Origin of the sequence: Microbacterium sp. 70-16 (assembly GCF_001898315.1) — a bacterium.
Lineage (GTDB): Bacteria > Actinomycetota > Actinomycetes > Actinomycetales > Microbacteriaceae > Microbacterium.
Genome location: NZ_MKTQ01000020.1, coordinates 51,841 through 56,135 on the forward strand (window position 1 = coordinate 51,841; position 4,295 = coordinate 56,135).

7 protein-coding genes are annotated in these 4,295 nt (G+C 69.4%); 4 read left to right on the plus strand and 3 right to left on the minus strand.

Annotation, left to right across the window (positions count from 1 at the left end; translation table 11 throughout):
- The 4 genes from BGO46_RS10085 to BGO46_RS10100 form a co-directional block, all read left to right on the plus strand.
- The coding region (locus BGO46_RS10085; protein ID WP_299985951.1) for an ABC transporter substrate-binding protein at nucleotides 1-610 on the plus strand (610 nt) is incomplete at its 5' end.
- A complete protein-coding gene (locus BGO46_RS10090) occupies nucleotides 607-1,512 on the plus strand; it encodes an ABC transporter permease subunit (protein ID WP_292676818.1) in 906 nt (301 codons plus the stop codon). The genes BGO46_RS10085 and BGO46_RS10090, both read left to right, overlap by 4 nt.
- A complete protein-coding gene (locus tag BGO46_RS10095) occupies nucleotides 1,509-2,303 on the plus strand; it encodes an ABC transporter permease subunit (RefSeq protein ID WP_292676816.1) in 795 nt (264 codons plus the stop codon). The genes BGO46_RS10090 and BGO46_RS10095 overlap by 4 nt, the downstream gene beginning before the upstream one ends.
- Entirely contained in the window at nucleotides 2,300-3,415 is a 1,116-nt protein-coding gene (locus tag BGO46_RS10100) for an ABC transporter ATP-binding protein (RefSeq protein ID WP_292676815.1), read from the plus strand. The genes BGO46_RS10095 and BGO46_RS10100 overlap by 4 nt, the downstream gene beginning before the upstream one ends.
- 117 nt (nucleotides 3,416-3,532) lie before the next feature.
- On the opposite strand, the gene BGO46_RS10105 is transcribed toward BGO46_RS10100, so the two are convergent.
- The 3 genes from BGO46_RS10105 to BGO46_RS10115 form a co-directional block, all read right to left on the minus strand.
- Nucleotides 3,533-3,829 carry a Dabb family protein gene (locus BGO46_RS10105; protein ID WP_292676813.1) on the minus strand — a complete coding sequence of 99 codons (297 nt, stop codon included), beginning with the start codon at nucleotides 3,827-3,829 and terminating at the stop codon, nucleotides 3,533-3,535.
- Nucleotides 3,826-4,098, minus strand: coding sequence for a glutaredoxin family protein (locus tag BGO46_RS10110; protein WP_292676811.1), 273 nt, complete (start codon nucleotides 4,096-4,098; stop codon nucleotides 3,826-3,828). The genes BGO46_RS10105 and BGO46_RS10110 overlap by 4 nt, the downstream gene beginning before the upstream one ends.
- A gap of 96 nt (nucleotides 4,099-4,194) precedes the next feature.
- Nucleotides 4,195-4,293, minus strand: coding sequence for an AURKAIP1/COX24 domain-containing protein (locus BGO46_RS10115; protein WP_003792170.1), 99 nt, complete (start codon nucleotides 4,291-4,293; stop codon nucleotides 4,195-4,197).
- Between the last annotated feature and the right edge of the window lie 2 nt (nucleotides 4,294-4,295).

Sequence of the window (4,295 nt, forward strand, 5' to 3'; positions counted from 1 at the left end):
CTTCCCCGAGCCCGCCGAGATCACCGACCTGCTCGGTGAGGACTACAAGGGCTCGGTCGCGATCAACGGCGACCCGACGCAGGCCGGCGCCGCCTTCGCGGCCGTGGGTCTGGCCACCGTCCAGAACGGCGGCACGCTCGACGACTTCCAGCCCGGCATCGACTTCTTCAGCGACCTGCAGAAGGCGGGCAACCTGCTGAAGGTCGACGTGACCACCGGCACGATCGCCTCGGGCGAGACCCCCGTCGTCTTCGACTGGGACTACCTGAACGCGACCCACTCCGAGACCAACTCGGCGTGGAAGGTCAAGGTCTTCGACGGCACCGGCTACGCGGGCTACTACAACCAGGCGATCAACAAGGATGCCCCGCACCCCGCCGCCGCGCGCCTGTGGCAGGAGTTCCTCTACAGCGACGAGGTGCAGAACCTGTGGCTGGCCGGCGGTGCTCGCCCCGTCCGTATGGAAGCCATGACCGAGGCCGGCACGATCGACGCCGACCTCGCCGCAGCCCTGCCCGCAGCGCCCGCTGACACCGTGGTGCCGACCGAGGCGCAGAGCGCGGCCGCCGGCACGCTGCTCGGCCAGGAGTGGGCAGCGGCGGTTCAGTGACCGCTGCCACCGGCACGAACGGCGCGGGGTCGGAGCTGCACGCTCCGGCCCCGCGCCGCCGCGCGTCCACGGCGTGGCTGGGCCTGGCCCCCTTCGCCGTCTACCTGGCGCTGTTCCTCGTCCTGCCGACGGTGCTCGCCATCGGCACCGGCTTCTTCGACAAGGCCGGCGCGTTCACCTGGAACAACCTGACCGCGCTCGTCGATCCGGTCATCCTCAACACGTTCTGGAACACGACCTGGCTGTCGCTGCTGACGGCCGCCGTCGGCGCCGTCATCGGCGCGATCGTCTGCTACACCGCGATGGGGCTTCCGGCGACGGGCGTCGTGCGCACGACACTGGATGCCGCGACGGGCGTGCTCGCCCAGTTCGGCGGCGTCATGCTCGCGTTCGTCTTCATCGCCACGATCGGCGTGCAGGGCGTCGTGACCGTGCTGCTGCGCGACTCCTTCGGCATCGACCTGCAGCCGGGCACGTGGCTGTACTCCGTGCCGGGCCTGATCCTGCCCTACATCTACTTCCAGGTGCCGCTCATGGTGATCACCTTCCTCCCGGCGCTGTCGGCGCTGAAGTCGCAGTGGGCCGAAGCCAACCTCACGCTCGGCGGCACGCGCACCAGCTTCTGGCTGCGCATCGGCTTCCCCGTGCTCGCGCCCTCGTTCCTCGCGAGCTTCCTGCTGCTGTTCGCCAACGCCTTCTCGTCGTACGCGACCGCCGCCGCGCTCGCCAGCCAGGGCTCGCAGATCGTGCCGCTGCAGATCCGTGCGGCGCTCACGAGCGAGACGGTCCTCGGCCGTGAGAACCTCGCCGGCGCGCTCGCGCTCGGCATGATCGTCGTCGTCGGAGTCGTCATGGCCCTCTACGCCCTCATCCAGCGGCGCGCGGCGCGGTGGCAGTCGTGAACGGCATCGCCCCCTCGCGGCTGACCCGCGTGCTCATCGCCGTCATCGTCGGCGTGCTGTTCGCGATCCCCCTCCTCTCGACCATCGTGTTCACGCTGCGCGACGGCGACGGTTACTCGCTCGCGAACTGGGCGCGCGTGTTCGATCCGACCAACACACAGGTGCTCACGCCGATCTGGACGGGCCTGGGCAACTCGCTCATCCTCGCCGTCGTGACGGTCGCGATCGTGCTGCTCCTGCTGCTGCCGACGATGATCCTCATTGAGCTGCGCTTCCCGCGCCTGGGTCGGGTGTTCGAGTTCGCCGTCCTGCTGCCGATCTCGATCCCCGCGATCGTGCTCGTCGTGGGCCTGGCCCCGATCTACCTGCAGATCGGACGCACGCTCGGCACCGGCACGTGGACCCTCGCCTTCGCATACGGCATCACGGTGCTCCCGTTCGCCTACCGGTCGATCAAGGCGTCGATGGATGCCGTCGATCTGAGCACCCTCGCCGAGGCCGCGCGCTCGCTCGGTGCCGGCTGGCTCGCCGTCGTGACGCGCGCGCTCGTACCCAATCTGCGGCAGGGCCTGCTCGCGGCATCCCTCATCTCTGTCGCGGTCGTGCTCGGCGAGTACACGATCGCGTCGCTGCTGAACCGGCAGGTGCTGCAGACCGCCCTTGTCGTCGCGAACAAGATCGACCCGTACGCGTCGGCGATCTTCACGCTGCTGTCCCTCCTGTTCGTCTTCATCCTCTTGCTCCTCATCGGTCGCGCCGCCCGTTCGCGCGATGGAAAGGCTTCGTCATGACCAGCGCCGACTCCCCCGCGCGCCCACTGCCGCGCACGTCCGAGAACCAGCTGCTGCACGAAGCCGGCGCGGGCACCTCGGTGTCCCTGAACGGCATCGTCAAGGAGTTCGGGACGACGCGCGTGCTGCACGGCGTCGACCTCGACATCGCTCCGGGCGAGTTCGTGTCGCTGCTGGGACCGTCCGGCTGCGGCAAGACGACGCTCCTGCGCATCCTGTCGGGCCTCGAGGGTGCGACCGCGGGCAGCGTCTCGTTCGACGGCAACGACGTCTCGCGCGTTCCGACGAACAAGCGCGACATCGGCATGGTGTTCCAGTCGTACTCGCTGTTCCCGCACCTGCGGGTCGTCGACAACACCGCGTTCGGCCTGCGCCGCCGAGGCGTCGCAGCGCGCGCCGCGGCATCCCGCGCGTCAGACGCGCTCGCGCTCGTCGGTCTCGACCACCTCGCCGACCGATTCCCGCACCAGCTCTCGGGAGGTCAGCAGCAGCGCGTCGCGCTCGCTCGCGCCCTCGTCACCGAGCCGCGTGTGCTACTGCTGGACGAGCCGCTGTCGGCACTGGATGCCAAGGTGCGCGTGCAGCTGCGCGACGAGATCCGCCGCATCCAGCTGCGCCTGGGCATCACGACGGTGTTCGTCACCCACGATCAGGAAGAGGCGCTCGCCGTCTCCGACCGCATCGCAGTCATGAACGCGGGCCGCATCGAGCAGATCGGCACGCCCGACGAGCTCTACGCGCGCCCCGCGTCGCCCGAAGTCGCCGCGTTCGTAGGCCTGTCCAGCGTCGTCGCAGGCACGACCGACGGGCTGAACGTGCAGGTGTGGGGTCAGTCGCTGCCGCTGCTGCGTGAGGTCGACACCGGCGCCGTCGAGGTGTTCGTGCGCCCCGAGAACGTGCGGCTCGTCGCGCCGGATGCCCCGGGAATCGACGCCACCGTGCTCGAGTCGACGTTCCTCGGCAGCTTCCGCCGTACGCTCGTGCGCACCTCCGACGGCACGCTCGTCACGGTGCAGCACTCGGTCGCCGACCAGGTCGGCTACGACGACCGTGTGCGGATCTCGATCGACCCCGTGCCCGTGCTCGCGCGGGTGGGCGAAGTCGCGAAATAAAGGGCAAGCTCGCGGCTCAGAGGGCAAGCTCGCGGGAGCGAGGGCAAGCTCGCGGGAGCGAGGGCAAGCTCGCGGGAGCGAGGGCAAGCTCGCGGGAGCGAGGGCAAGCTCGCGGGGTCAGATCTCGAAGTCGACGGCGACGCGCTCGGCGACGACCGAGCGCACGTAACCGACGACCGCCTGGTGGGCGGGGTGGGTCTGGTAGGCATCCAGGCCCGCCGCGTCGGCGAAGTCGGCGACCAGGGCGACATCCCAGTTGCCGCCACCGATGATGTCGGGCCCGATCGAGATCTGCAGCAGCGACGGCACGACGCCGTCCAGAGCGCGCAGTTCGTCCGCGACCTTGCGCGCCTGCTCGGCGCGTTCGGCGGGATCGGTCGTGGCGAGCTTCCAGGCGACGACGTGACGGATCATGCGGATTCCTTCCCCGCGGCATCGAGCGCAGACCGCAACCGGCCCGCATCGAGCCGCCAATGAGCGTGCAGCCGGCCGTCGATGAGCACGACCGGGATCTTCTCCCACCACTGCGCGTGCAGCGCCGGATCGTCGAGGATCGAGAGCTCCTCGACGTCGACGGTCTCGTCCCGCCCATCGGGCAGATCGGCGACGACCACGTCGACGATCTCGCGCGCCACGTCGCACAGATGGCAGTCCGGCTTGGAGATGATCGTCACGGTCGTCACCCGACCCATCCTGCCACCGTCGTCGCGCCGGAAAACACGAAGCGCCCGTCCACGATGGACAGGCGCTCGGTGTCGTCTTGCAGTGTGCCGCGACGTTTACTTCTTGTTGCGGCGCTGGTGGCGAGTCTTGCGAAGCAGCTTGCGGTGCTTCTTCTTCGCCATGCGCTTGCGGCGCTTCTTGATGACAGAACCCACGG

Coding starts and splice junctions, on each gene's coding strand:
- BGO46_RS10105 (WP_292676813.1), bottom strand. CDS start 3,829: ATGATCCGTCACGTCGTCGCCTGGAAGCTCGCCACGACCGATCCCGCC.
- BGO46_RS10100 (WP_292676815.1), top strand. CDS start 2,300: ATGACCAGCGCCGACTCCCCCGCGCGCCCACTGCCGCGCACGTCCGAG.